Consider the following 25387-nt stretch of genomic DNA (forward strand, 5'->3'; position numbering starts at 1 on the left):
TTTAGTCATTCACCCTTCCCTACTCTTTTTTACTAGTTTATAAAAAAGGATGATAAATTAGACTAAGAAAAGCGGAAGCGCCCACGAGGGTGTCCCTAAATTATAACTTTTAGGGACACCCCTTTTTTATTAATGGTCTGTTAAACTTTGTCTGTTGATTTCCGCTCCAGGCGCTCGCTTTCCGTGGGCGGTCCGGGGAGCCTCCTCGGCGCTACCTGCGCCTGCGGGGTCTCCCCTGCCCCGTACTCCCACAGGAGTCGAGCGCCTTCCGCTCCAAACAACAAAGCGGAAAAATTATTATGAACTTTGTAAATATAGTGGTGTACGTCTCCTTTTTGGACAGCCTCAGAGGAGCATGTTGCTTAGCACCGTGAATCATGACACTCCCAAAAGGGAGGCTATTTTGCTGGACAATGAAAAAACAGTTCTGAAGACGAACTGTTTTTGAAGTGGGTTTATTTTAACCCTTTAGGAAGTTCTCCATTCGGGCTGATTAATGAAACGGAATATTTGTCTGAAAAAATACTTCGTGTCATATCATCGACACTTTGCTTTGTCACTAGATCAATTTGTTCAATAATTTCATCTAAAGAACGATGACGTTTTAAAAGAAGCTCATTTTTACCATTACGGCTCATTCTGCTGTTGGTACTCTCTAAACTTAACATCAAGCTTCCTTTTAATTGTTCTTTACTGTTTGTCAGTTCTTTCTCAGTAATCCCATCCTGCTTTAATTTATTAAGGGTTTCTTGGATGGTTTCAAATAATACATCAAGCTGCTTTGCACCCGTTCCACCATAGATGGTTACAATCCCGTTGTCTTGATATGCTGAATGGTAAGAAAAAACGGAATACGCTAGACCTCTTTGTTCACGAACTTCTTGAAATAATCTTGAGCTCATGCTGCCACCCAAAATATTATTTAAAGTGATTAAACTGTAAATGTCTTCATGACCAACCTTTAATCCTTCAAAACCAACGCAAAGATGCGCCTGCTCTGTTTCTTTTTTCCTGGTAATTCGATTGGCGTGAAAAACAGGTACATGGTCATGCCTTTCATGAGTGCCTGCCTGATAAGAACCAAAATATTTTTCTACTTCTTTTATAAACGATTCGGATATATTACCGGCAATGGAAATGACGACATTTTCAGGTGTGTAACGGTCATGAGTATATTGATGAAGTTTTTCCCCAGTAAATGTATTCAGTGTTTCTTCTGATCCAAGGATTGGATATCCTAGAGGATGATCCCCGTAAACTGCTCTGCTCAGTAAATCATGAACGATATCATCGGGAGTATCCTCATACATTTTTATTTCTTCTAGGACTACGTTCTTTTCTTTCTTCAGTTCCTCTTCAACAAAGGTGGAATGAAAGAACATATCAGCTAAAACATCTAATGCAAATTGCGAATGGGTATCGAGGACTTTGGCATAATAGCATGTATATTCTTTTGAGGTAAAAGCATTCACTTGGCCGCCGATACTATCAAATGATTCTGCTATGTCTTTCGCTGACCTTGTTGTTGTGCCTTTAAATAACATATGTTCGAGAAAATGGGAAATTCCATTATTTTGTGGGTTTTCATTACGAGATCCTGTTCCAATCCAAACACCAATGGCAACAGAACGTACGGTAGGAATATGTTCTAATACAATTCTTACTCCATTTTGGCATGTATATTTATTAATCATTGAACTCCTCCTGTAAATAAAGCGGATACATAAAAAGCGACAAGTTTCTTCTCCTTTTTATTTTCTCCAATTATTAGGTAACCTAGCTATTATTTATTTCAAAACTCTTTCTTCGTTCATTAATTCGCTGACGGTACTGATCGTTAAGTTCTTCTGTTCAATTAAAGTAATTAAACGATCAAGTGCCTTGGCAGTTGAATCCGTCGGATGCATTAGCACAATGGAACCCTTATCAATTTTTGAAATCACACGTTTTATTATGACTTCAGGAGATGGTTTCTGCCAATCGATTGTATCTACAGTCCACATGACAGTATTCATTTTTAATTCAGCTGCAATTTGGACGGTCTCATCACGATACCCCCCGCTTGGCGGTGCAAACCATTGACATTTTTGTCCTGTAGCTGCTTCGATGACATCGTTTGTTTTCAGCATTTGCTCTCTTGCCTGCGTAGCGGTCAGTCTAGTCATATCTGGATGGGAGTAAGAATGGTTTCCAACCTCGTGACCAGCGCTGACAATCATTTTTGCAAGCTCAGGATTATTCTTAACCCAGTTTCCTTCGAGAAAAAAACTAGCGGTAACATGGTGTTTTTTCAAGGTTGCCAGCATCTCCGACAAATATTCATTTCCCCACGCTACGTTAATAATAAAGCTTACCATTGGCTTATCAGGATTCCCTTTATAAATAGGTGATGGTGGTAAATCCTTTAGATGCACTTTTGGTTTAATTTGTGAAAATACTAGGTTGCGTTCATCAAACTTCCCGTTTTGTTTCATTTTTTTATAAGATGCATCCACATTAACCTTAAGACCATTATATCCAGGAATCGCTTTCCAAACCTTGTCTATTTTAGCGTCTTGGGGTGGTATTTCATATGTAGAAGCATTTTTTACGATGCTTTGATAGAGCGTATCTTTCTCTTTGTATACTGGAAGAGCTCCGTTCTTTAAAGAGGCAACATAAGGACTTACAATCGGATTATTGACTGAAATCCATGCAGCCAAACCAATAAGGATCAAAATACTAACCTTTTTCATCTACCCCACCCCCTTCTTTAAAGATTATGTTTAAAGGGGACAAGGTAGAACGGGCAAAAAAAGTCAGGGCTTTCCCTGACTTTTACATTTTCATGCACCCAAGGTTAATGCATTCTACTACTGTTTTTGTTCTGTGTTTTCTTGCTGTTCTTTTAATACAGCTTTACGCGATAAGTTCACACGACCTTGTTTATCTATTTCGGTAACTTTTACCAAAATTTCATCACCGATTTTCACAACATCCTCCACTTTTCCTACCCGCTCTTCAGCAAGCTCGGAAATATGAACAAGGCCATCTTTTCCTGCGAAAATTTCAACAAAGGCACCGAATTTTTCAATTCGTTTTACCTTACCTAGATATAGTTGCCCAACTACAACTTCACGAACAATATCTTCGATGATTGTCTTTGCCTTTTGATTCATTTCTTGATTCGTTGATGCAATGAAAATGGTACCATCCTGTTCGATATCAATCTTAACGCCAGTTTCTTCAATGATTTTATTGATTTGTTTTCCACTAGGTCCAATAACATCTCGAATCTTGTCTGGGTTGATTGTCATTGTTAAAATTTTTGGAGCAAATGGAGATAATTCCTCTCTTGGCTCAGAAATAGTCGAAAGCATAGAATCTAAAATATGCATTCTTCCTACTTTCGCTTGTTGAAGGGCTTCTTCTAAGATTTCTCGAGAAAGGCCTTCAATTTTAATGTCCATTTGCAGGGCTGTAACTCCTTTTGATGTTCCAGCTACTTTGAAATCCATATCGCCAAGATGGTCTTCCATGCCTTGAATATCAGATAACACTGTATAATGTTCCCCTGATTTAACAAGCCCCATGGCAATCCCTGCCACTGGTGCTTTAATTGGTACACCTGCATCCATCATCGCAAGGGTGCTTCCACAAATACTTGCCTGTGAAGTAGAACCATTAGATTCAAGAACTTCTGAAACAAGTCGAATCGTATAAGGAAAATCTTTTTCAGATGGAATAATCGGTTCTAAAGCACGTTCACCAAGGGCTCCATGTCCAATTTCACGGCGTCCTGGTCCTCTTATTGGTCCAGTTTCACCTACACTGAAAGAAGGAAAGTTATAATGATGCATAAAGCGTTTTTCTTCTTCAATACCAAGCCCATCAAGAATTTGCACGTCACCCATTGCACCAAGCGTACAAATGCTCAATGCTTGAGTTTGTCCACGTGTAAACAAACCTGAACCGTGTGTCCGCGGCAAGAGACCCACTTGTGAAGATAAAGGACGAATTTCATCAATTTTCCGACCATCAGGACGGATTTTTTCTACAGTAATTAATCGACGGACTTCGCCTTTAACAATCTTGTCTAATATTTGCTTAATCTGTTTTAAGTCATCTTCAGTTGCTTCTTGCTCTTCGTATTTCGCCAAAACTTGATTTTTTACTTCTTTTATAGCATCTTCACGGGCATGCTTTTCTTGCACTTGAATTGCCTTAATCATGTCCGTCTCGCACATTTCTCTTACATCTGCTTCTAATTCTTGATCAATTTCATACAGGGTCACCTGCTTTTTTTCCTTACCGATTTCGGCCACAATCTTTTCTTGGAATTCGATCAAGCGCTTAATTTCTTCATGGCCAAACATAATAGCTTCAAGCATCGTTTCTTCTGGTACCTCATTAGCACCAGCTTCTACCATGTTTATTGCATCTTTTGTTCCAGCAACAGTGAGATGGATATCGCTTTGTTCTGCCTGTTCTACAGTTGGATTAATGACAAACTCGCCTTCTACTCTGCCTACAACGACACCAGCAATTGGACCTTCAAATGGAATGTCGGAAACACTTAGTGCTAAAGAAGACCCGAACATCGCGGCCATTTCCGTCGAACAATTTTGGTCCACACTCATTACGATACTAATTACTTGAACATCGTTACGGAATCCATCGGCAAAAAGCGGTCGGATCGGACGATCAATCAAACGACTTGCTAAAATGGCTTTTTCACTAGGGCGTCCTTCCCTCTTAATAAAACCACCTGGGATTTTTCCTACAGCATATAACCGTTCCTCATAGTTTACGGTTAATGGAAAAAAGTCAAGATTTTTTGGTTCCTTAGATGCAGTAGCCGTGCTTAATACTGCTGTATCACCATAGCGGACTAGAACCGCACCATTTGCTTGTTTAGCCAATTGCCCTATTTCGACAGTCAACTTACGGCCAGCCCATTCTATGGAATATACGTGCTTCAATTGGTCCATATTTTTACCCCTCTCTACTTGAATCACTTTAGAGGATGATGCGAATAATTTCGCTGTAATCATCTTTATCAAATATAAAAAAAGCTAAAAAGCTTATTATAAAATTTCAAAACATACTAGTAGTATGCACCATTTTACGTGACTTAATATATGTATAGTGAATTGAATTACTATAAAAACCTAACAAAAAAGCGGGAAAAATCCCGCTTTTCCAAGACTAACGACGAAGACCAAGCTTATTGATTAATTCACGGTAACGTTGAACGTCTTTGTTACGAAGGTAAGTTAATAAATTACGGCGCTTACCAACCATTTTTAACAAACCACGACGTGAGTGATGGTCCTTCTTATGAGTACGTAAGTGCTCATTCAATTTGTTGATTGATTCAGTAAGGACAGCGATTTGAACCTCTGCAGATCCAGTGTCACCTTCATGAGTTTTATACTCATTGATGACTTCGTTTTTGCGTTCTTTTGTGATTGCCATCCAGATTCACCTCCTAAAATTACAAATCCCCTGTTACTGAGCAAGCGTCGGTGACTCGACTTGCCAAGCAAAGGTTATTTAGAATACGCTTATAAGAATACAACTTTTCTCGTCAAAATGCAAGTCATTAACAGGAAGTATGTCGATTTCTTTGAAAGTACTGAATTGCATGCTGTTTATCTTGTTCAAGTTGGTTTACGAGTTCAGCAACACCAGTAAATTTTTGTTCTTTGCGCAAGTAAAGCTGCCATTCAATTTTGACTTTTTGTCCATAAATGTCGTTTTCAAAATGGAGTATATGAACTTCGACAGATGGCTTACTAGCTTCCATCTTAAAGGTGGGCTTAAATCCTACATTACAGATACCTTGAAACCAAGTTCCATCTACCTCTATTTTTACAGCGTAGACACCAAGAGGTGGAAGAATATAATCATCGTCCATCGCGATATTCGCCGTCGGAAATCCAATCGTTCGACCGCGTTTGTCGCCATGTATGACTATCCCGGACGTCGTATAGAATCTCCCTAGCAATTGAGGGATCTCAACAGTCCTGCCTTCCTTTAATAAATGACGAATACGAGTTGAACTAACCTTTTCGTGATTTTTGGTTAATTTAGGAATAACTGAAAAGGTAAATTGATTTCTCGAATGAAAGGGTATGGTTTCCATTGTTCCCTTCCCCATTCGTCCGTATGTATAATCAAAACCGGCCACAACATGTTTTACATTTAACCCAATTACGTATTGATCGATAAACTCTTGTGGAACTAGATTGGCAAATTCAGTAGTAAAATGAACGATAAAAAGATAATCGATTCCAAGTTCTTCAATGATTTCTATTTTTTCTTCTAAAGGAGTAATATACTGAATATGCTTTTCATTTTTCCCGAGAACCACAGATGGATGTGGATCAAAAGTCATTACAGCAGAATAAAGTCCATTTTCTTCCGCCTGTTTTTTCGCTTCTAATATAACTTGTTGATGTCCACAGTGAACTCCGTCAAAATAGCCTAATGCCATTGAAAGCGGAGGGAAATCATTTTTGTCCATCATGTGGGGAAAATTTAACTTCTTAATTTCCAACGAAACTCACCTTTTCTATTCCGTACCATATTTAGTCATTTCGCAATACTTTTACCGGTTTCATTAGATCTGGTTTCAAAGGGTGCCTTGCATAAATTGCAATAACAAGTCCTTCTTCTGTTTCAGCAGCAATAGGACCGTTATAATTTTTCAAATGCTCCGGTAATTTTAATAATGCACCATTTTTCACTTTCTCTGCTACTTTATCATTAATTATATATTTCGGCAAATGAGAAAGTGCAGATTCTAATGGTCTCAGTACCTTTCCCACAGTACCGTTTTCCATTAATTTTTCGATTTCTTCAAATGTCAAGCAGTCCTCGATTGTAAAGGAAGCAGATTGAACTCTTTTTAAATTTGACATGTGAGCAGGATATCCTAAGCTCTCGCCAATCATCACTGCTAATGTCCTAATATATGTTCCTTTACTGCAGCTAACTTTAAATCGGAAGGAAATGGTATCACCAATATATTCATTACAAGTATCAAGCAGGTCAATCGAATAGATGGTCACTTTTCTTGTCGGTCTATCAACTTCTATTCCTTTTCGTGCATATTCGTATAATCTTACACCGTTTACTTTTACTGCTGAATACATTGGAGGAGTTTGGTTAATTTCACCTGTCAACTCATCTAAAACATTTAAGATTTCTTCTCTTTTAATCGTTCTATTGACGGTTTTCTTTTCTACTATCTCTCCTGATGCATCCTCTGTTGTTGTTGAAAAGCCAATGGTTACTTCTCCCACGTATACTTTCCCGGCATCAGTAATATACTCAGCAACCTTCGTCGCTTTTCCAATACAGATGGGGAGGACTCCGGTGACATCAGGATCAAGGGTGCCAGTATGTCCCACTTTTTTTGTCTTTAATATTTTTCGTAATTTAAAAACACAATCATGACTCGTCAACCCAGCTGGCTTAAACAATGGTAAGATTCCTTCCACCTTTTTCGCTCCGTTCCTACATTATGTAAAAAAGGATAGACATTTGTCTATCCATTTTTTCAGCTTCACTCTTCTTCCTTCTTTTCCACTGGTTTTTCTACCGGTTGTAATTGATGAAGAAGGGTTTCAATTCGATTCCCGTAATCAATTGACTCATCAAATTCAAAGATGATTTCTGGGGTTTTGCGCAGGCGAATACGCTGGCCGATTTCTGACCGAATAAAGCCTTTTGCTTTAGCTAACCCTTTTAAGGTATTCTCCCTTTGTTCATCATCACCTAAAACCGATATATAAACTTTTGCTTGTTGCAGATCTCCTGTTACTTGAACGTCTGTAACTGTCACAAAGCCGATTCTAGGATCCTTAATCTTACGACCAATGATGTCACTTAGTTCTTTTTTCATTTGCTCTCCAACACGATTTGCTCTGTGGCTCATCACATTCACCTCTTAACTTAAAGCCATTCAATATGGGTGATCGTTCTTTCGATTTCGGGAAACGAGTCAATAAATTTCAAGACATTTTGCAGCTCCCGTTCAGTCGAAACTTGGGCCAAAGAAACAGCAACAATGGCTATTTTTGTTCTTTGCCAAATGTCCTGGAACCCAACTTCAGCTACAGAGACATTATATTTTTGTTTTAACCGCGTCAAGATTCGCTGCAGTACTGATCGTTTCTCCTTTAATGAATGGGCATCGTAAATGATACATTCTACTTCGGCAGAGCCGATGATCATTTACGCTCCACTTCTTCCATTACATATGCTTCAATGACATCTCCTTCTTTAACATCATTAAAGTTTTTAACCGTGATCCCACATTCGTACCCTTGGGAAACTTCTTTAGCATCATCTTTAAAGCGTTTTAAAGCATCGATTTGTCCTTCAAAAATTACCACTCCATCACGAATGACACGGATGCCGCTATCACGGGTAATTTTTCCATCTGTTACATAAGAACCTGCAATAGTTCCCACTTTAGAAACTTTGAAAGTTTGTCGAACCTCAGCTTGACCGATAATTTTTTCTTCAAATTCCGGATCAAGCATCCCTTTCATCGCAGCTTCCATTTCTTCAATTACTTTGTAGATAATACGGTGGAGTCGTACATCGACCTTTTCAGCTTCGGTCGCACGCTTTGCATTTGCATCTGGGCGTACATTAAAACCAATAACAATGGCATTTGAGGCCGCTGCAAGTGTAATATCCGACTCATTGATCGCACCTGCACCACTATGGATGATTTTAATATTGACTCCCTCAACATCTATTTTCATTAAAGAAGCTGCAACTGCTTCTGCAGAACCTTGAACATCCGCTTTAATGATGACATTCAAATCCTTCATTTCGCCTTGTTTCAATTGTTCAAATAGATTTTCAAGACTGACTCGTGATTTTTCTCCACGTTGTGCTGCCAAAGCCAGCTTAGCACGTGCTTCACCAACTTGACGAGCTGTTTTCTCATCTTCAAAGACAACAAAACGGTCTCCGGCTTGGGGTACATCACTGAGCCCAGTAATTTCTACCGGCGTAGAAGGACCAGCATCCTTCACACGGCGGCCTTTGTCATTTACCATGGCACGAACACGACCGTGTGTATTGCCGACAACAATAGGGTCACCGATTTTTAATGTACCATTTTGAATTAGCAGGGTTGCAACCGAACCGCGCCCTTTATCTAGCTGCGCTTCTATAACAGTACCCATCGCATTCCGTTTTGGATTTGCTTTAAATTCTTCCACTTCACTAACGAGGAGAATCATTTCTAGAAGATTATCAATACCTTCTCCAGTTTTCGCGGATAGCGGCACAAAAATCGTATCCCCGCCCCATGCTTCTGACACAAGTCCATGCTCAGTTAATTCTTGCATAACACGATCAACATTTGCTGCTTCTTTATCCATTTTATTAACTGCAACGATAATCGGAACTTCTGCTGCCTTTGCATGGTTAATAGCCTCAACCGTCTGCGGCATAACACCATCATCTGCTGCTACAACAAGAATGGTGATATCCGTGATTTTCGCACCGCGTGCACGCATGGTCGTAAAAGCGGCGTGCCCTGGTGTATCAAGGAATGTAATTTTCTTTCCGTTTTCTACCACTTGATAGGCACCAATATGTTGGGTAATTCCGCCTGCTTCGCCTTCTGTCACTTTTGTGTTCCGAATTGAGTCTAGCAAAGTTGTTTTCCCATGGTCAACATGCCCCATAATCGTAACGACAGCGGGTCTTTCTACAAGATTTTCCGAGGGATCTTCTGTAAAATAAACTTCAAGGTCAGTTGCATCTACCTTAATTTCTTCTTCTACTTCTACCCCATATTCACCCGCTATTAGCTCAATAGCATCTTTATCTAAAGCTTGATTGATCGTCGCCATTACACCAAGTAAGAAGAGCTTCTTGATGATTTCTGAAGGCTCACGATAGAGTTTTTTAGCTAGCTCGGCAACAGTTAAAGATTCACTGAATGTGATTTTTGCAGGAAGCTCCCGCTCTTTTTTCTTCTGCGGTTGTACTTGCTGAACTGGAGTATGATGATTCTTCTTTTTATTATTATTATTGCGATTTTGATTATTATTAAAAGGTTTTTTATTACCTTTTCCAGAATTGAAGACTTTATTTTCTTTTGATTGATATTCCTCATTTTTCTTTTTGCCTTCAATCGTTTTTGGAGGAGAGACTACTTTCACTTTGCTAGGAGCAGCATTTTTATCATCGTCATCCTCAAATGCTTTTGGAGTCGTTTTAACCTGAACTTGTGGTTTTTTGCCTTGATTTGGCACCGAAGGTCTCTGGTTTTGGCGATTTTGCTGCTGCTGTGGTTTTACCTGTTTCTGTTGTGTGCTGTCTTCTTTTTTATTATAGGTTGCGTCAAGTTTAACGATATCTGCATCTTCTAATGTTGCCATATGGTTAGAAACCTCTATATTCATTTCTTTTAATTTTGTGATAACATCCTTACTTGAAATGTTATGTTTTTTTGCATATTCATAAACACGTACTTTACTCATGTTTTCACCCCCGCTAGAATTAATCGAGCAACGTACCTAATTTTTTGGCGAATCCAACATCCATTACAGCTACAACAACGCGGGCTTCTTTACCAATTGCTTGGCCAAGAAGAAATCGATTTTCCACTAATTTATATGGAATTTCATACGATTTACATTTATCTGTAATTTTCTTTGTCGTATTGGCAGATGCGTCTGCGGATAATAATATAAGTTTTGCTTTCCGCGCCCGAATCTCCTTTACGGTTAACTCCTCACCCGATGTGATTTTGCGTGCTCGATTGGCCAAGCCAAGTATTGACATCCATTGATTTGTATTCATTAGGATTGTCATCAGTTCTCCTTTTCAATAAGCTGCAAGAGCTCCTCATATAACGTTTCATTAATCGCAACCTCTAAATGATTGGATAAAATGTTTTTTTTCTTTGCTAGAAGAACAACTTCCTTGTCCTTTGATAGGTAGGCACCACGACCTGATTTTTTTCCGGTCAGGTCAATGGATACCTCTCCTTCTTTTGTGCGAACGATGCGAACGAGTTCTTTTTTCGGTTTCATTTCACCGGTAGCTACACACTTGCGCATAGGAACTTTTTTACGAGTGTTCACGATCATTCACCCCTTTTATTCCATTTCTTCATCATACTCGAAATCATCTTTATCCTGATCATCAAAGAGCTTAATCATTTCTTCACGAGGATAAATTCCTATTTCTCGTGCTTCTGTTTCGGATTTAATATCGATTTTCCAGGCACTTAGTTTTGCGGCAAGGCGAGCGTTTTGACCGCGTTTCCCAATGGCTAAAGATAATTGATAATCTGGAACGACTACGGTAGTTGCTTTTTCATTTTCACTAACGATGACGTCCAATACTTTTGAAGGACTTAACGAATTAGCAACAAACACGACTGGATCTTCAGACCATTTCACAATATCTATTTTTTCACCTTTTAATTCATTGACAATTGCTTGTACTCGAGTACCTTTAGGGCCCACGCATGATCCTACCGGGTCAACTTCAGGATTATCGGAATGAACGGAAATTTTCGAACGGTCACCTGCTTCCCTGGCGACTGATTTAATTTCTACTGTTCCGTCATAAATTTCAGGAACTTCAATTTCAAACAATCTTTTTAAAAGGCCAGGATGGGTACGCGAAACAAAAATTTGTGGTCCTTTTGTTGTTTTTTCTACTTTCGTAATAAAAACTTTGATTCGATCATGCGGTTTGTACCGTTCATTTGGCATTTGTTCATTTACTGGAAGCAATGCTTCAATTTTCCCCAGGCTTACGTAAATAAATTTAGAATCAAGCCTTTGCACAATTCCAGTCATAATATCTTCTTCGCGATCGATAAATTCAGAATATATGATTCCTCTTTCTGCTTCTCTAACACGTTGGGTTACGACTTGTTTTGCCGTCTGCGCCGCAATTCTTCCAAAATCTTTTGGAGTAACTTCCATCTCGACAACATCTTCTACCTGGTAGTTAGGATTAATCCTTCTAGCATCTTCTAATGAAATCTCTAGGCGAGGATCAAATACTTGATCTACTACTTCTTTTCTTGCAAATACGCGCATCGAACCTGTTTCTAAATTTAAATCAATTCGAACATTTTGTGCTTGGTTGAAATTCCGGCGGTATGCCGATACTAATGCTGCCTCAATAGCATCGATTAAAACATCTCTTGAAATGCCTTTTTCTTTTTCCAGGATGTTTAGAGCATCTAACAATTCGCTGCTCATTTTAACTTATCCCCCTAACTTTTTTTCAGGTTATATTTCTATTAAGAAAAAGTAACAGCAAGCCTGGCACCAGCTACTTTTTCATATGGAATCTCTAGCGTTTTCTTTTGTGTCTTTACTTTTATTTCAATTGTCAATGTCTGCCCGTTAAAATCCAGCAATTTTCCTTCAAAGCTTTTTTCACCATTAATGGGTTCATATGTTTTAATAAAAACATTTTTTCCAATCGACATTTGAAAATCCTTGTCTTTTTTTAATGGACGCTCAGCACCTGGTGATGACACTTCAAGAAAATAATTATGGGGAATCGGGTCAACCTCATCGAGTTTTTCACTGAGCCGTTCACTTACAAGTCCGCAATCCTCTATATCAACACCGTTTTCTTTATCGATATATACGCGCAGAAACCAGCTTTTTCCTTCTTTTACATACTCAATTTCAATCAGTTCTAGACCAAGCTCCCCGATAATTGGCATCGCCAGCTCTTCCACTATTTCCGTTACCTTGCTCATGCTTACCCTCCTTAAGAAGATTTTTCACCCATAATGTATGTAGTTCTTGGAATTTACTTTAGATAAGGCTCTGTTAAACTTGCCAGTTGATTTCCGCTCAAGAAGCGAGCATCCGCGGGCTGTCCGGGGAGCCTCCTCGGCGCTACCTGCGCCTGCGGGGAGCGCCTTCCGCTCCAACCAACATAGTGGCAAAATCAACAATGAGCTTTAACATAACCTTTTATAAAAGAATTACAACAAGACGAAAGAGTGGGTTTCCCCACTCTTGAACACGAGAGTATTTCTTAGTATTTCCAATAAAACTATACCATAACCGTGATATTTATGCAAACCCGTTTCGCTTTAAATCAAGGTATTAAGAATTAAAAGAGGCTTAGCTGGTTTTGTTCAGGAAGAGACCCTAGACAGCCTTGTTTGTCTAAATATTCAAGGATTGTCTTAGAAACCTTCCCCCGCTGCTGCATATCTTCTTTAGATAGGAACTCGCCTTCTTCCCTTGCTCTTACGATGTTAAGAGCAACGTTTGTCCCAAGGCCAGGTATTGAAGTAAATGGTGGGATTAACGAATTACCTTCAATGATAAATTCTGAAGCTGCGGACTTATAAATATCAATTTTTTGGAACGTAAATCCTCTCTCTGTCATTTCAAGTGCCAGTTCTAGAACAGTTAATAGACTCTTCTCCTTATTAGAAGCTTCAAGACCTTTTGCATTTATTTCTTCAATTATTGCCCTTATTGACTCTGAACCGCGCGACATCGCTTCTATATCAAAATCTTCTGCACGGACAGTGAAATACGCTGCGTAATATAGTAGTGGAAGATTCACTTTAAAATAAGCAATCCGCACTGCCATTAAAACATAGGCTGCAGCATGCGCTTTTGGAAACATATATTTGATTTTTTTGCATGAATCAATATACCATTCCGGTACTTCATTTTTTCGCATTTCTGCTTCCATTTCTTCGGTTAACCCTTTTCCCTTACGTACTGATTCCATAATTTTAAATGCAAAGGATGGTTCCAGACCTTGGTAAATAAGGTAAACCATGATGTCGTCACGACAGCCAATTACTTCACTTAAATTACAAATTTGATTATGAATTAATTCTTGGGCATTTCCCAGCCATACATCTGTACCATGGGACAAACCCGAAATTTGAACGAGCTCAGAAAATGTCGTTGGTTTTGTATCTTCAAGCATTTGTCTTACAAAACGTGTACCGAATTCAGGAATACCAAGAGTCCCAGTTTTACACATAATTTGCTCTTCGGTTACCCCCAATGATTCTGTCCCGCTGAAAATCTTCATAACTTCAGGGTCATCAGTCGGAATGGTTTTTGGATCAATGCCGCTAAGGTCCTGCAGCATCCTGATAACCGTCGGATCGTCGTGTCCGAGAATATCCAGCTTTAAGACATTATCATGGATGGAGTGGAAATCAAAATGGGTTGTCTTCCATTCGGACGTTTTATCATCTGCAGGAAATTGAATAGGTGAAAAATCATAAACATCCATATAATCAGGGATAACGATAATTCCACCCGGGTGTTGTCCGGTCGTCCTTTTTACCCCTGTACAACCGGAAGCAAGCCGCTCTACCTCGGCTCCCCGCATGTGAAGATTATGGTCCTGCTGATAGGCTTTGACATATCCAAAAGCCGTTTTGTCTGCAACAGTGCCAATGGTTCCGGCACGATAAACATAATCTTCTCCGAAAAGTACTTTCGTATAGTTATGTGCACGTGGTTGGTATTCACCAGAGAAGTTTAAGTCAATATCAGGCACCTTATCCCCTTTGAAGCCAAGAAAGGTTTCAAACGGAATATCATGGCCATCTTTTCGATATTTCTCCCCGCATTTTGGGCAGTCTTTATCAGGTAAATCAAAGCCGGAGCCAACTGAACCATCATTAAAAAACTCTGAATGCTTGCATGATGGACAAATATAATGTGGCGGCAGTGGATTTACTTCTGTTATCTCTGTCATTGTTGCAACTAATGATGAACCAACAGAGCCCCTTGACCCTACAAGGTAGCCATCATCAAGCGATTTTTTTACAAGCTTATGCGAAATCAAATAAATGACGGCAAATCCGTGACCAATGATGCTCTTTAGCTCTTTTTCAAGACGGGCTTCCACAATTTCCGGAAGTGGGTCTCCATAAATACTATGCGCCATTTCATAACTCATCTTCTTCATTTCGTCTTCGGCGCCTTCAATTCGTGGTGTATACAAATCGTCCTTTATCGGTTTAATGACCTCGATCATATCCGCAATTTTATTTGTATTGGTCACAACCACTTCCTTTGCTTTTTCTTTACCAAGAAAGGAAAAAGCATCCAGCATCTCATTCGTTGTCCGGAAGTGAACATCCGGTAATTTATGACGATTTAAAGGATTGGCCCCACCTTGGGAGCTGATTAAAATTTTTCGGTAAATTGCATCATTTTCTTGTAAATAGTGGACATTGCCGGTTGCAACAACAGGAAGACCCAATTTTTCTCCAAGCTTTACGATTTTTCCTATAATATCTTCAAGTGCCTTTTCGTTTCGGACAAGCTCCATCTCGATCAATGGCGCATACACCTGTTTTGGCATAATCTCAAGATAATCGTAGAACCTTGCGGCCTCTTCTACTTCCTCTGGAGATTTTTGCATCATTCTTTCAAATACTTCACCTTTATCACAGGCCGATCCAACAAGGATTCCCTCCCGATATTTTTCAAGAACAGAGCGCGGAATTCTTGGAACTCGATAGAAATATTCAATGTGCGCAATAGATACCAACTTAAAAAGGTTTTTCAATCCAATCTCATTCTGAGCTAAAAGAGTACAATGAAAAGGTCTTGCCCGTTGATAGGCATTTCCTTTGCCCATATTGTCGTTTAATTGATCATGGTATTCAACCCCTTTTTCAAGGGCATCCTTTAACATTTTCATTAGGAGATAACCGGTCGCTTCCGCATCATAGATTGCTCGGTGGTGCTGAGTTAATTCAATATCAAATTTCTTAGATAATGTATTTAAGCGATGGTTTTTTAATTCTGGATATAGAAAACGGCCGAGTTCAAGGGTATCAATAACCGGATTTTTCGCCTTATCAAACCCCATTTGCTGATAACCGACATTAAGAAAACCCATGTCAAAGGAGGCATTATGGGCAACTAGGACTGCATCCTCTGCCCAATCACAGAATTTCTTTAACACCTCTTCTACTTCAGGTGCATTCTCCACCATATCATCCGTAATTCCGGTTAAGTTGATGGTTGTTGCGGAAAGGCGATGATGAGGGTTGGCAAATGATTCAAAGCGGTCAATGATTTCCCCATCCCTTATCTTAACGGCAGCAAGCTCGATGATGGTATCATACACTGCAGAAAGCCCCGTTGTCTCCACGTCGAAAACAACAAAGGTATCTTCTGAAAGAAGCCGGTGTGCAGAATTATAGGCAATCGGAACACCGTCGTCTATGAGGTTTGCTTCCACTCCAAAGAGAATTTTAATATCATTTTTCTTTCCTGCACTATAGGCCTCAGGAAATGATTGCGCCCCAGCATGGTCCGTAATGGCAATGGCTTTATGACCCCATTTTTTCGCCTGTGCAATCAAGGTACTTACTGGAGTAACAGCATCCATTTGACTCATTGGTGAATGGAGATGAAGTTCGACCCGTTTTTCATTTTCCGGTGCTGTATCTTTACGCCCGATCGGTTTGATTTCATTAATATCGTTTCCCATCATAATCAAGTCTCGGACAAACGTATCGTTCTGGATGCTTCCTCTTACCTTTACCCACATTCCTTTTTTCACATGCTGGAACAGGGCCGCATCCTCCTTATCCCGCGAAAACATTTTGACCATAATGGAGCTAGTGTAATCAGTAATTTTAAAGGTTAAAAGTGTGCGTCCACTACGCAGCTCTTTTGTTTCTGCGTCGAAAATATACCCCTGTGCAGCTACTCTTCTTTCTTCGTCAACTATGTCAATCAAGCTGCGCAGTTCATGATCATCCTTAATGGTAAGACCAATTGTAAGTGGACCATTCGGTACATCAGCTGATGGCTGATCTTTTTCTGCTTCTTTTTTCTGTAATTCTACAAGAGCTTGAAGTCCACGTTCTTGGTCTTCCTTTTGTTTAGCCAGTAAAAATTGCTGGTATTCTTCGTTCTTTTCATTCTCTTGTATCTCAGCTTCAATAGCCAGTAACGGAAATCCAAAAGATTGATATATGTTTCCGATCAATGAACCGTATTTCCGTTTTAATGTTAGACCCTCTGCTTCATTCCTAACCATGACGGTTATTTTATTTCCACTAATATTTGGGATTTGCTCATTTAACAACTTCAAAATTGGTGGTGAAATTCCATCAATTTGTTGAATGCAATAATTCCAATATTCTAGTAATAATTCAGGTGTAATTAATGGATTGATTACATTTATTTCAAAGGTTACGTTTGCGATATTTGAAAACTTTCGCTCTAACTGAGAAGAAAATAGACCATAAACATGGAATGGAAGGATTTTTTCAAAAGAAAAATGAAAATGCCACTTACGTGCTTTCTTTTCAACCAGTAACCTTTCAATTTGTGCATTATGAAAATGAACTACTACAGCATCATCGATCAATTCTAGCTGCTGGAGCAAGAGTTGGAATCGCTCTTTATTGCCTGAGGCATGTTCGCTCATCTTACCCTCTCCCATCTTTAAAAAATCTCTATCTTTATCTATTTCAAAAAGTAATTATATCACAACATCCGAAATGATTCGGCTTTATTCGACAGAAAATGATTTCCTCTATCTAGAAAAAAAGAAAGAGGCTGCTTGGCAGCCCCTTTCAAAATTAGTTATTCTCATCCTGCTATTTTAAGAAAAATCTTTGAATGTCGTTCCATGTTACAACAAGCATGAGCAGCATCAAAAGGGCGAATCCGATAAAATGAACCATCCCCTCTTTTTGACGGTCAATTGGTTTTCCTCTAACTGCTTCAACCGCAAAAAACATGAGTCTGCCTCCATCTAATGCAGGGATTGGCAACAAATTCATAATTCCTAAGTTAATACTTAAAATACCTGCCCATTTCATTAAATAGAAAATCCCTGATTTGGCTACTTCCTCAGTAGAAACATATATGCCAACTGGGCCAGATAAGGCATTAATGGAAAACTGTCCGGTAACTAATTTTCCAAGCATAACAAAAATTTGCTGTATCCAGAAAAACGTTTCTGTAAACCCTGACTTAATGGCTTGAACAGGAGATTTTTCAACTGGACTATATACACCAATAACCCCAATTTTCTTTCCATCAACTGTTTTTTCAACTGGCGTTACCGGAATTTCCTTTTCTTTTCCGTCACGGGTTAATGTAAATGTAAGCTTCTCATTTGGATGTTTTCTAATTACATCGACAACATCAGACCAACTGGATATTTCTGTACCATTAATACTTTGAACAATATCTCCTTTATGAAGCCCTGCTGCTTTTGCAGCTCCGTCTGGGGTAAGTTCCCCTAAAACCGGATCATTTGTTGGAACACCCTGCAGGATTGCAATAATCATAAAAATGACGATAGCAAGAAGGAAATTCATCATTGGTCCTGCAAAAATAGCCATCGCTCTCTGTCCCAACGTTTTTGAGGCAAATTGGCGATCATAGGGTGCAAGTTGAGTTTCACTCCCATTTTCCACAATAACTGCTTTTGGATTAATGGTAAATGATTGCAAATTGTCGCCATCATCATCCGGAAACCCTTTAATAATTAATTCACGTTCGATATCAGCATACTCTACTTCGACGATACGGCAATTCGGAAATTTTTCCTTATTATTTAAAATGATTTTATTTACATTGTTATCGTCATCAAACAAAAGACCGATTCGATACCCTGGTTTGATTTCAACCATTTCTGGGTCTTCTCCCGCCATGCGAACAAATCCACCAATTGGAAGCAATCGAATCGTATAGACAGTTTCTCCCTTCTTATGAGAGAAAACTTTTGGACCAAATCCAATTGCAAACTCACGGCATAAAATTCCTGCCCTTTTCGCAAAAATTAAATGACCTAATTCGTGAAAAAAGACGAGTGCGCCAAAAATCACAATAAAAGCTATAACTGTGCTCAATAATAAAACCACCTTTTCTTAAAGGATAAGAAGGTATATATTTTTTAGAAATGTCTAGCTCTAGTGCTTAGCTCCTCGAGGTCTTAAGCCTCTCCCAAATCGAAGACAAAAAACATCTTCGGTTTGGGAGCGTCTTAAGCTTGTCGGGGCTGAACGAGACGCTTCCGCTTTTCTTATAAAAGTGAACTTACATACTGTCTCGTTTCTTTATCAACCTCTTGAATCGTTGTTAAGCTTGGATGATCAATCATTTGATGGATACTTAAGGCTTTCTCAATCAAATCGTCAATCTGCAAAAAGTGAATTTTACCTTCTAAAAACGCTGCTACTGCAACCTCATTGGCTGCATTTAATACAGTTGGCATTGTTCCTCCAATTTTTCCTGCTTCATAAGCTAGCTTTAAGCAGCGGAACCTCTCAACATCCATTTCCTGAAAGTGCAATTTCCCAACTTGGGCCAAGTTCAACCGATTAGCTGATGGAAGTGGCATCCGATCTGGATAAGTAAGGGCAAATTGAATTGGAACTCTCATATCAGGGGTTCCTAATTGAGCCATAATACTACTATCATGAAATTCAATCATTGAATGAATGATGCTTTCTTTATGCATCAGTACATCAATTTTTTCATATGGCATATTAAAAAGCCAATGAGCTTCAATTACTTCTAGGCCTTTATTCATCATCGTCGCTGAGTCAATCGTAATTTTTGCTCCCATAGACCAATTTGGATGTTGTAACGCTTCTTCAACCGTAACATTGACTAACTCTTCCCGGGTACGATCTCTGAAACTACCACCTGATGCTGTTAAGATTAATCTTTCAATGTTTTTCTCTTTTTCACCTTGTAATGCCTGGAAAATTGCGGAGTGTTCACTATCAACCGGCAGCAGTGGGACATGGTTCCTTTTTGCTGCCTCAACAACAAGATGACCAGCAGTTACGAGTGTTTCTTTGTTCGCAATGGCGATGATTTTTCCTTTCTCAATTGCCTGAAGTGTCGGGTTTAATCCAACGCTCCCAAGAACAGCGTTGACAAGTATGTCTGACTTTTCATATACAGCAGTCTCGATAAGCCCTTCCTCACCAAATGTGAACTTTACTCCCGGAAATTCTGTCTTTAATGTATTATAATCATGATAGTCTTGTACAGAAACAAGCTCGGGCTGAAATTCAATTATTATTTTTCTTGCTAATTCAATATTTTTTCCTACAGAGAGTGCAGCTAATTTAAATTCTTCATGATGCTCACGGATAATATCTAATGTTTGGGTGCCGATGGAACCAGTTGCCCCCATTAAACTAATCGTTTTCAAAATGTCATCTCCTAAATAATGAAGCGTAACCGCCTTGGTTGGCCAAGCACTATCCTAGACTATAAATTACCAAAGATGAAAAAAGTGCAATAATGGCCATACAAATAAGAGGCTATCGAAGCGGTCAAGGATTCCACCATGACCTGGCAATATAGTACCTGAGTCTTTTACATTAAAATGTCTCTTAAACGCTGACTCCACTAGATCGCCAATTTGTCCAAAAACAGATAAAACAACAGTAATTGCCATTAGTGGAACAATGGTGGCATGGATGTTTGAAAATAGAACAAACAAGACAGCTACCACTAATGCACAAACAACCCCACCGATTGAACCTTCAACTGTTTTATTTGGGCTGATTTCAGGCCATAGTTTTCTTTTTCCAATTGCTTTTCCAATAAAATATGCTCCGGAATCGGTTGCCCACATAATAAATATGGAGTAAAAAATATAAACGAGGCCTGCCGAGCGGGTTTCCATGAAGAAATAAAAACCAATACCAACATATATTGCCGAAAGAATCGAGAAACCAACATCTTCAAACGTAAAACGATTCTTGGTGATGACTGTTAAAGCTAATAATAAAAGAATAAGCCCAATCCCAAATTCTGCTTTTGAATAATGAAAGGTCACAAAAACTTCCTGATATTGTTTAGGGAGCAAAATGACCCAGAGAAATAAGAGAGATAATAAACCATTAACTGAAAAAATAGTAAGTTTTTTCATTTTTAATAATTCATATAATCCAACGCTTGCTAAAAAATACGTTAATAATACAAAAGGCAAGCCACCAAAGAAGACAAATGGTAAAAATAAAGCAGCAGCTACGACCCCTGTAATAATTCTTTGCTTCATCTGTTTGTTTCAACACCTTTATGTTCTAGAGAGAATTTTTAAAATGACATAAAGTTTATATTCCTCCAAAGCGGCGCTGGCGATTTTGGAACACTTGGATTGCTTCTAACAAATGTTCTTCATTAAAATCAGGCCATAATACTTCGGTAAACCAAAACTCCGAATAAGCTAATTGCCAAAGCATAAAATTGCTTAAACGGATTTCACCGCTTGTCCGGATTAATAGGTCCGGATCGTTTAAACTTGAAGTCATAAGATAGGATGAAAAGACACTTTCGTCTACATCACTTTCCTTTAGTATACCATTTTTGCAATCCATTAAAACTTGCTTGACAGCATCAACAATCTCAGCCCTGCTTCCATAATTTAAAGCGAAATTTAGAACCAAGCCAGTATTGTTTTTTGTTTCTTCCATTGCCTTTTCGATCGCGTGTAATGTATGTAATGGGAGCTGGTCTTTATATCCCATCATTTTAACTTGAACATTTTCTTCAATTAATTCTGGCAAGAAAGTACCTAAAAATTCTTCAGGTAATTTCATGATGAATTCCACTTCATTTTTAGGACGTTTCCAATTCTCGGTTGAAAAAGCATATAATGTTAGGGTTTTTATACCTAAATTATTTGCTAATCTCGTTGTTTTACGGACGACTTTCATTCCCTCGTGATGACCGGCAATGCGAGGTAAAGCTCTTTTCTTAGCCCACCTTCCGTTGCCATCCATAATAATCGCAACATGTTCGGGAATTGGCAATTTTTTTATTTCCTCTATTTTTTCTCGGAGTGAAGTAGAGTTATTTTGGTTCTTCCAAAGCTTTATCTTATTAAACATGCTCTTGCTCCTTCAAATTAAGTTAATCTTGGACTCCGATACTTGATCTTATCTATTTTGTCATATGCCTTTATCATACCAAAAAAGCAACAAGATATCTCTAATAAATAACGTATGTAAAATAAAAGGAATTAAGAATAATGGAAAAATATATAAATAGTGAAAAAACCCCCTAAAAAGAGGGTCAAATTTATACTTCTAAAATTTCTTTTTCTTTGTCTTTTGTAATTTGATCGATTTTATTAATATTTTCATCTGTTATTTTTTGTATATCAGTTGAATATCCTCGATGCTCATCTTCCGTAATTTCACCATTTTTCTCTAACTTTTTCAAATCATCGTTAGCATCACGACGAATATTGCGGATTGCCACTTTTGCTTCTTCTGATTCCTTTTTCACAACTTTTACTAGTTCTTTGCGACGTTCCTCTGTTAATTGTGGAATAGCGATACGAATAACCATTCCATCATTTGATGGATTTAATCCTAGATCGGATTTAAGGATGGCTTTTTCGATATCACCAAGAATCGACTTATCATATGGCTGGATGAGAAGAAGTCTTGCTTCAGGTGTAGAAATACCGGCTACCTGATTGACCGGAGTTGGCGCACCATAATAATCAACTGTAATCCGGTCTAACAGAGAAGCACTTGCCCTTCCGGCACGGATACTAGCAAGCTCACGTGTATAGGACTGAATGGCTTTCGTCATTCGATCTTTCGTATTAGTAATAACTTGTTTTGGCATTAGTTTTTCCCCCTCACAATTGTTCCAATTTTTTCGCCCATAATCGCGCGTTTAATATTACCTTGTTCCATAATAGAGAATACAATAAGTGGAATATCATTATCCATACATAAGGAAGAAGCAGTTGAATCCATTACAGCCAATCCTTCTTTCAGCACATCTAAATATGATAATTCCTCATATTTTGTTGCATTTTCATCAACTTTCGGGTCTGCAGAATAGACGCCATCAACATTATTTTTTGCCATTAAGATGACTTCAGCATCAATTTCTGCCGCTCTCAGAGCAGCTGTTGTATCGGTTGAGAAATATGGATTACCCGTACCGGCCGCAAAAATCACGACACGTTTCTTCTCCAAGTGTCTGATAGCACGACGTCTTATATATGGTTCAGCGACCTGGCGCATTTCTATTGAAGTTTGTACTCGTGATTCAATCCCTAATTGCTCCAAACTGTCTTGAAGAGCTAATGAATTCATAACTGTGGCAAGCATCCCCATATAATCAGCAGTAGCACGGTCCATTCCCATTTCACTGCCGATTTTCCCTCGCCAAATATTACCTCCGCCTACAACAACGGCCACCTCTACTCCAAGTTCAGCAATTTCCTTTACCTGACTAGCAATTGATTTAATAACGGCAGGTTTAATTCCAAAGCTTGATTCACCTGCAAGTGCCTCTCCGCTTAATTTTAATACTACGCGTTTGTACTTAGGATCGCTCATATAAACCTCCGAATATGGTTATGTATAGTTATTAGCCTTTAAAAATAGGGAACACGCTGTGTCCCCTATTTATAAGCTTATGACAGTAGCATTCCCTTTTAGCAATGTGGGAATAGACTAAAATGTTTTTAAGCCCGAGAATATTTGACTATTATTTTTTAATTTGATTCATAACTTCTTCAGCGAAGTTTTCTTCACGCTTCTCTAACCCTTCGCCAACTTCATAACGTACGAATTCACGGATCGTTCCACCCTTAGATTGAACGAATTGGCGAACTTTTTGATCAGGATTTTTAACGAATGCTTGATCAAGAACACAAACATCTTCAAAATATTTGCTAAGGCGGCCTTCAACCATTTTTTCAACGATATTGGCAGGCTTGCCTTCATTAAGTGCTTGTTGAGTAAGAACTTGACGCTCATGCTCAACTTCTTCTTGAGACACTTGGTCACGAGAAACGTATTTAGGGTTAAGTGCAGCAATATGCATAGAAACATCCTTCGCTGCATCAGCATCAGTGGTGCCTTCAATAACTGTTAATACTCCAATGCGGCCGCCCATATGTAGGTAAGCACCAAATGCATCGTTATCAGTTTTTGATAATACTTCAAAACGACGAAGGGATAATTTTTCACCAATTTTTGCAATAGCAGAATTAATATGCTCCTCAACAGTAGCACCGTTTTCCATTGTTTGAGAAAGTGCAGTTTCTACATTTGCAGGTTTATTTTTTAGAAGGTGTGCAGAAAGCTCTTTAACAAGTGTTTGGAAGCCTTCATTCTTCGCAACAAAATCAGTTTCAGAGTTTACTTCAAGAATAACTGCATCGTTGCCTTCAGTTAAAATGTTAGTGATCCCTTCAGCAGCGATACGATCTGCTTTCTTCGCAGCTTTAGCAATCCCTTTTTCACGTAAAAAATCAATAGCTTTCTCCATGTCACCAGCGGTTTCTGTCAGTGCCTTTTTACAATCCATCATTCCAGCACCTGTTTTCTCACGCAATTCTTTTACCATTTGAGCAGTAATATTTGCCATTCTAAATATTCCTCCTTTATTTTACTATGTATCCATATCTTAGCCAATCTGGTTTAAGTTAATCCGATAATCTTCCTTAAAAAAAGGTGATAAAGGGGCTCCCTCTTATCACCTTTTAATGTCTAGATTACCAATTATGCAGTTGGTAAAGCTTCTTCGCCTTGTTTAGCTTCAAGGATGGCATCTGCCATTTTACCAGTTAATAATTTTACAGCGCGGATGGCATCGTCGTTAGCTGGGATGACAACGTCGATTTCATCTGGATCACAGTTTGTATCAACGATTCCAACGATAGGAATGTTTAATTTTTTCGCTTCTGCAACTGCAATGCGCTCTTTACGTGGGTCTACAATGAAAAGAGCATCTGGAAGTTGTTTCATATCTTTAATTCCGCCAAGGAACTTTTCAAGACGTTCTTGTTCTTTCTTCAATTGAACAACTTCTTTTTTAGGTAATACATCAAAAGTGCCATCTTCAGCCATTCTTTCAATATCTTTCAAGCGGCCGATACGCTTTTGGATTGTTTCAAAGTTTGTTAATGTTCCACCTAACCAGCGTTGGTTCACAAAGTATTGACCAGAACGTTCTGCTTCATCCTTCACAGAATCTTGAGCTTGTTTCTTAGTACCAACGAAAAGAACTGTTCCGCCGTTACCAGCAAGTTCTTTTACCCAGTTATAAGCTTCTTCTACCTTCTTAACTGTCTTTTGAAGGTCGATAATGTAGATGCCGTTACGCTCTGTGAAGATATATTTCTTCATTTTTGGGTTCCAACGGCGAGTTTGGTGTCCGAAATGTACACCAGCTTCAAGCAATTGTTTCATTGAAATAACTGACATGTTTCTTTCCTCCTAGTGGTTTTGTTTTTCCTCCGCTTATTTCATTTTTAAACAGAAACTGTTGAATAACAGCACCGTCTGTTTAAATCTATAAGCGTGTGTATTAACACCATGTCATAATATAGCACATGTCGAATAAACAATCAAGTTTCTCGTTAA

22 protein-coding genes are annotated in these 25387 nt (G+C 38.7%); all 22 read right to left on the reverse strand.

What is annotated here, in order from left to right; all coding sequences use genetic code 11:
- Positions 1 to 455 precede the first annotated feature (455 nt).
- The 22 genes from BN1082_RS01740 to rpsB all read right to left on the reverse strand — a co-directional run bounded on the left by BN1082_RS01740 (position 456) and on the right by rpsB (position 25228).
- Positions 456 to 1694, reverse strand: a complete 1239-nt coding sequence (locus tag BN1082_RS01740; RefSeq protein ID WP_090630004.1) for a M16 family metallopeptidase — start codon at positions 1692 to 1694, stop codon at positions 456 to 458.
- A gap of 93 nt (positions 1695 to 1787) precedes the next feature.
- Positions 1788 to 2735, reverse strand: coding sequence for a polysaccharide deacetylase family protein (locus BN1082_RS01745; RefSeq protein WP_090630006.1), 948 nt, complete (start codon positions 2733 to 2735; stop codon positions 1788 to 1790).
- Between the two features lie 117 nt (positions 2736 to 2852).
- Entirely contained in the window at positions 2853 to 4970 is a 2118-nt protein-coding gene (gene pnp, locus BN1082_RS01750) for a polyribonucleotide nucleotidyltransferase (protein ID WP_090630008.1), read from the reverse strand.
- A gap of 217 nt (positions 4971 to 5187) precedes the next feature.
- Positions 5188 to 5457: a 30S ribosomal protein S15 gene (gene rpsO / locus BN1082_RS01755; RefSeq protein WP_090630011.1), complete on the reverse strand. Its 270-nt coding sequence runs from the start codon at positions 5455 to 5457 to the stop codon at positions 5188 to 5190.
- A gap of 127 nt (positions 5458 to 5584) precedes the next feature.
- Positions 5585 to 6511, reverse strand: coding sequence for a bifunctional riboflavin kinase/FAD synthetase (gene ribF / locus BN1082_RS01760; RefSeq protein WP_245640279.1), 927 nt, complete (start codon positions 6509 to 6511; stop codon positions 5585 to 5587).
- A gap of 61 nt (positions 6512 to 6572) precedes the next feature.
- Positions 6573 to 7487, reverse strand: a complete 915-nt coding sequence (gene truB / locus BN1082_RS01765; protein WP_090630015.1) for a tRNA pseudouridine(55) synthase TruB — start codon at positions 7485 to 7487, stop codon at positions 6573 to 6575.
- 65 nt (positions 7488 to 7552) lie between these two features.
- Positions 7553 to 7924, reverse strand: coding sequence for a 30S ribosome-binding factor RbfA (gene rbfA, locus BN1082_RS01770; protein WP_090630018.1), 372 nt, complete (start codon positions 7922 to 7924; stop codon positions 7553 to 7555).
- A 17-nt stretch (positions 7925 to 7941) separates the two neighbouring features.
- The gene (locus BN1082_RS01775) at positions 7942 to 8223 is read right to left on the reverse strand and encodes a DUF503 domain-containing protein (protein ID WP_090630020.1); all 282 of its coding nucleotides are present in this window, start codon (positions 8221 to 8223) and stop codon (positions 7942 to 7944) included.
- Positions 8220 to 10499: a translation initiation factor IF-2 gene (gene infB, locus BN1082_RS01780; RefSeq protein WP_090630023.1), complete on the reverse strand. Its 2280-nt coding sequence runs from the start codon at positions 10497 to 10499 to the stop codon at positions 8220 to 8222. The genes BN1082_RS01775 and infB overlap by 4 nt, the downstream gene beginning before the upstream one ends.
- A 19-nt stretch (positions 10500 to 10518) precedes the next feature.
- Entirely contained in the window at positions 10519 to 10821 is a 303-nt protein-coding gene (locus tag BN1082_RS01785; RefSeq protein ID WP_090633086.1) for a YlxQ family RNA-binding protein, read from the reverse strand.
- Between the two features lie 11 nt (positions 10822 to 10832).
- Positions 10833 to 11105, reverse strand: a complete 273-nt coding sequence (gene rnpM, locus BN1082_RS01790; protein WP_090630026.1) for an RNase P modulator RnpM — start codon at positions 11103 to 11105, stop codon at positions 10833 to 10835.
- Positions 11106 to 11120: 15 nt separating this feature from the next.
- Positions 11121 to 12242, reverse strand: a complete 1122-nt coding sequence (gene nusA / locus BN1082_RS01795; protein ID WP_090630028.1) for a transcription termination factor NusA — start codon at positions 12240 to 12242, stop codon at positions 11121 to 11123.
- A 41-nt stretch (positions 12243 to 12283) separates the two neighbouring features.
- A complete protein-coding gene (gene rimP / locus BN1082_RS01800) occupies positions 12284 to 12754 on the reverse strand; it encodes a ribosome maturation factor RimP (RefSeq protein WP_090630031.1) in 471 nt (156 codons plus the stop codon).
- Positions 12755 to 13116: 362 nt separating this feature from the next.
- Positions 13117 to 17442, reverse strand: coding sequence for a PolC-type DNA polymerase III (locus BN1082_RS01805; protein WP_090630035.1), 4326 nt, complete (start codon positions 17440 to 17442; stop codon positions 13117 to 13119).
- Positions 17443 to 17614: 172 nt separating this feature from the next.
- Complete coding sequence (rseP, locus tag BN1082_RS01810) at positions 17615 to 18877, reverse strand: RIP metalloprotease RseP (protein WP_090630037.1); 1263 nt, start codon at positions 18875 to 18877, stop codon at positions 17615 to 17617.
- 173 nt (positions 18878 to 19050) lie between these two features.
- Positions 19051 to 20193, reverse strand: a complete 1143-nt coding sequence (gene dxr, locus BN1082_RS01815) for a 1-deoxy-D-xylulose-5-phosphate reductoisomerase (protein WP_090630039.1) — start codon at positions 20191 to 20193, stop codon at positions 19051 to 19053.
- A 66-nt stretch (positions 20194 to 20259) separates the two neighbouring features.
- Positions 20260 to 21048, reverse strand: a complete 789-nt coding sequence (locus BN1082_RS01820) for a phosphatidate cytidylyltransferase (RefSeq protein ID WP_090630041.1) — start codon at positions 21046 to 21048, stop codon at positions 20260 to 20262.
- 55 nt (positions 21049 to 21103) lie between these two features.
- On the reverse strand, positions 21104 to 21880 hold the full coding sequence (locus BN1082_RS01825) for an undecaprenyl pyrophosphate synthase (RefSeq protein WP_090630044.1): 777 nt from the start codon (positions 21878 to 21880) through the stop codon (positions 21104 to 21106).
- Between the two features lie 190 nt (positions 21881 to 22070).
- Positions 22071 to 22628 (reverse strand): ribosome recycling factor, encoded by a 558-nt coding sequence (gene frr / locus BN1082_RS01830; RefSeq protein ID WP_090630047.1) that lies wholly within the window; start codon positions 22626 to 22628, stop codon positions 22071 to 22073.
- A complete protein-coding gene (gene pyrH / locus BN1082_RS01835; protein ID WP_090630050.1) occupies positions 22628 to 23353 on the reverse strand; it encodes a UMP kinase in 726 nt (241 codons plus the stop codon). The genes frr and pyrH overlap by 1 nt, the downstream gene beginning before the upstream one ends.
- Before the next feature lie 151 nt (positions 23354 to 23504).
- Positions 23505 to 24389 (reverse strand): translation elongation factor Ts, encoded by an 885-nt coding sequence (tsf, locus tag BN1082_RS01840; RefSeq protein ID WP_090630052.1) that lies wholly within the window; start codon positions 24387 to 24389, stop codon positions 23505 to 23507.
- Between the two features lie 134 nt (positions 24390 to 24523).
- Positions 24524 to 25228, reverse strand: coding sequence for a 30S ribosomal protein S2 (gene rpsB / locus BN1082_RS01845; protein WP_090630055.1), 705 nt, complete (start codon positions 25226 to 25228; stop codon positions 24524 to 24526).
- Positions 25229 to 25387: the final 159 nt, after the last annotated feature.

The sequence above is a fragment of the Neobacillus massiliamazoniensis genome (assembly GCF_001048695.1).
Taxonomy (GTDB): Bacteria; Bacillota; Bacilli; order Bacillales; family Cytobacillaceae; genus Neobacillus; species Neobacillus massiliamazoniensis.